General features: G+C 46.0%; 3 protein-coding genes. 2 read left to right on the forward strand and 1 reads right to left on the reverse strand.

All coding sequences use genetic code 11. From position 1 onward, the window contains the following. Window positions 1–792 (forward strand): prolyl oligopeptidase family serine peptidase (locus U9Q77_06585; protein ID MEA3287025.1); only part of this gene is annotated, 792 nt, incomplete at its 5' end. A 46-nt stretch (window positions 793–838) separates the two neighbouring features. Next, complete coding sequence (locus tag U9Q77_06590; protein ID MEA3287026.1) at window positions 839–1,282, forward strand: GNAT family N-acetyltransferase; 444 nt, start codon at window positions 839–841, stop codon at window positions 1,280–1,282. Between the two features lie 45 nt (window positions 1,283–1,327). On the opposite strand, the gene U9Q77_06595 is transcribed toward U9Q77_06590, so the two are convergent. Beyond that, a complete protein-coding gene (locus U9Q77_06595; GenBank protein ID MEA3287027.1) occupies window positions 1,328–2,872 on the reverse strand; it encodes a beta-N-acetylhexosaminidase in 1,545 nt (514 codons plus the stop codon). Window positions 2,873–3,284: the final 412 nt, after the last annotated feature.

Raw genomic sequence — 3,284 nt, forward strand, 5'->3', positions numbered from 1 at the left:
CTGGTGATCATGGGCGGTTCCTACGGCGGCTACATGACAAATTGGGTGATCACTCAAACAAACCTGTTTGAAGTGGCCGCAAGCCGTTATGGGATCTTTGACCTGAAAAGTGATTTCTCCAACTCCAATTATGCACAGTGGGAACTTGACTACCTGGGAAAACCCTATTGGAATGATCCCGGCGTATACCGGAGAATGTCCCCCTCCTATTTTATCGAAAAGGCTAAAACCCCCACTCTGATCCTGCATGGAGCGGATGATGAGAATACCTTTACCTCTAATTCCAGGGAATTGGCTCGAGCTTTAAAAACGCTGGATGTTCCCCACCGCTTTTTCCTTTATCCAAGAGAGGGTCACGGAATGGGTGAACCCAATCATCGCCTGGATGTTTTTCAACGCCAGCTTAGTTGGGTGAACACTCATTTAGATCGCCATGCAGCTCTAAGTGGTGAGGATTGGCTCAGCAAGGATATCCGAATTCAGATCCTGAGCGTCAAGAACAAGGCGCGCTTTCTAAATAAGCCGGATGAATCATTTCTTAGCGTAAAGATCCTATTGGATGGATCTCAATTAGCTGAGAACAGACGGTTCACCTTGGATAACTTTCGACTTGGTCTCGAGCACTACCAGGTTATTGGTCTCCCCAGCGGACAGATACTGGCTCCTGCTGAGAACTTTAGCTTTGAGCTGGGACCGGATCTGCCAGAAGCGGAACTGGAGCTGGTCTTTCCTAAGATCGATGTATCGGATCAGATCCTGAAGATCAAGGGAGTTGGAGAATACACCCTTTAATTTTAATTATGATATCTGGACTATTAAACTGGCACTGGATAATCGTATGAGCAATAACATACTCATTCGCCTGGCAACCATGACTGATCTAGATATCTGCGTGGCTATTGATGCCCCTAATTTCAACATTTTCAACCGGGAAAAGCGCCAGAAGCACTTTACAGAAATGATTCCAAAAAACGGCATGCTGGTTTTAGAACAGGACCACCATATTGTTGGCTATGCTACCTTTGAACCCGATTGGTTCAACTGCACTTTTCTAAAACTGGTCGTTACAGATGCATCTGTCCGCAGACAGGGTCTGGCATCAGAACTGATTAATCAGATCCAAACCAATCACTGTCCCACTGGTAAGTTTTTCAGTTCAACTGAGGACGATAATGCCCCCTCCAAAGCCATGCATTTAAAACTGGGATTTAGGGAAAGCGGTTGGCTGGACAATCTGCCCCAACCTCACCGGGAGATCTTCTATTTTAAACAGGTGAAATAGAGATAGGATCCCGTCCAGAAAGTTTTCTGCAACACTTATTATGCGCTATTCCACCGGCAGGCTATTGCTCCGGTAATTCCAGTTTAAAGCGTCAAATCTGACCTCCAAGTACGTCAAGCGCTCCATAAAATCAGACCAATTCCGCTGTTCAGGTGCTGACCACAACACTTCTGATAGCGCTGTCATCCGGGGTAGCACCATATATTCAGCATGCTTGGTTGTTTTAACGAACTCGGTCCAAAGGTTTGCCTGGGCACCCAACACATATTGATGTTCGATCTGTTCCAGTTCCATGGGGATGGGCTCATAGGCATAGACTTCTTTAAGAGGGGTATAACCACCAATTGCCTGTGGTTCAGTTTCCGGATCACCCTGATAATGATCGAAGTAAACGTGGGATGAAGGGGTCATGATCACTTGGTGACCAGCTTTGGCGGCAGCGATTCCGCCTGCTTCTCCCCGCCAGGACATGACGGTTGCATCCGGAGCCAGACCACCTTCCAGGATCTCATCCCACCCGATGATCCGCTTTCCTTTGGAATGGATATATTTTTCCATCTTTCGGATAAACCAACTTTGGAGTTCGTGCTCATCTGCCAAGGCTTCAGCTTTAATTCGCGCTTGGCATTTGGGACAGGTTTTCCAATGGGTTTTAGCAGCCTCATCTCCTCCTATGTGGATATATTCAGCTGGAAACAGCTCCGCGACCTCATCGATCACACGCTCTAGGAAAATGAAAACTGAGTCATTTCCAGCACACAGAATATCCTCATTAGGCCAGTAACTCCCAGGACGAACGGGTAGCAGCTCACCCTTACAGGAAAGTTCAGGATAGGCGGCAAAGATTTCAGAGGAATGACCCGGCATTTCGATCTCAGGGATCACCGCGATCTGTCTTTCTGCGGCATAAGCGATAACATCCCTGACTTCTTCCTGGGTGTAGAAACCCCCATAAGTGCTTTTCTCCCCGGCTTCCACAGGAGACCACTTCCGCCAGTCCTGGTGTTCCCGATCAACTCGCCAGGCGCAAATCTCAGTGAGCTTGGGATACTGTTTTATCTCTAAACGCCAGCCATTATCATCAGTAAGATGCCAGTGAAAAACATTCATTTTATGGAGAGCGATCATATCAATGTAACGTTTGATGAATTCAACAGGGAAGAAGTGCCGAGAAACATCCAGGTGCATTCCCCGCCAGCCAAACCTGGGGTAATCCTGGATCACGGCTGTCTGAATACGGTGTCCCACAAGCGATTTTTCCTGATTCTCAACAAATACTGGCAACAATTGTCGTAATGATTGAATCCCATAGAATACACCAGGCGTATCACCAGCAGTGATCAGTATACCACTTCTGGTTATTTTCATTACGTATCCTTCTGGAGGAATCCCTGCTGATGCGTGCAGCTTGATCTTGATATCAGCAGACTCATCATCAATCAGGTTGAGACCTGGAATCAGTGTCCCGAGGTATTCTTCAATAAACAATCGGTTACTGACAGATCCTGTAATTGATAGTGTACTCCGTTCTTTAAAAACATAGGCTCCATCCGTGAGTACAATTGAATGTGGTTTTGGAATGATATTCATGATGATATGCTCTGAGGTTGGGTTTTGGGTTGCCGAACAAGCTTGAAAAATGAACGCAATACTAAAAACGATAAAGAAGTAAACAACTGCTTTAGGGTTTAATTGGCACACAATAGAAAATACGGACCGTTTCAAAATTTCCTCCGAGTTTGTTGATTGCTATTATTAGTAGCACTTAAGATTGACGAAACCGCAAAAAGTATTTAAAAAAACATGAATATCGACACTTCGACTGGGCTCAGTGACCGCTTAACTACAATATTCTTAACAGGTTACGGAAATATAGCGTATGTTTATGATAATCAACACTTTGCGTCATTTCGATGAACTCAATACAACGCTCTGCGCGCTCTGCCTGCCCGCACGAAGTTATACGCAGGCGGGCGAGAGGTACTTTTTGCGAGGCCGTCAA

The sequence above is a fragment of the Candidatus Neomarinimicrobiota bacterium genome (genome assembly GCA_034716895.1).
In the GTDB taxonomy this organism is placed as follows: Bacteria; Fidelibacterota; UBA8477; order UBA8477; family JABMPR01; genus JABMPR01.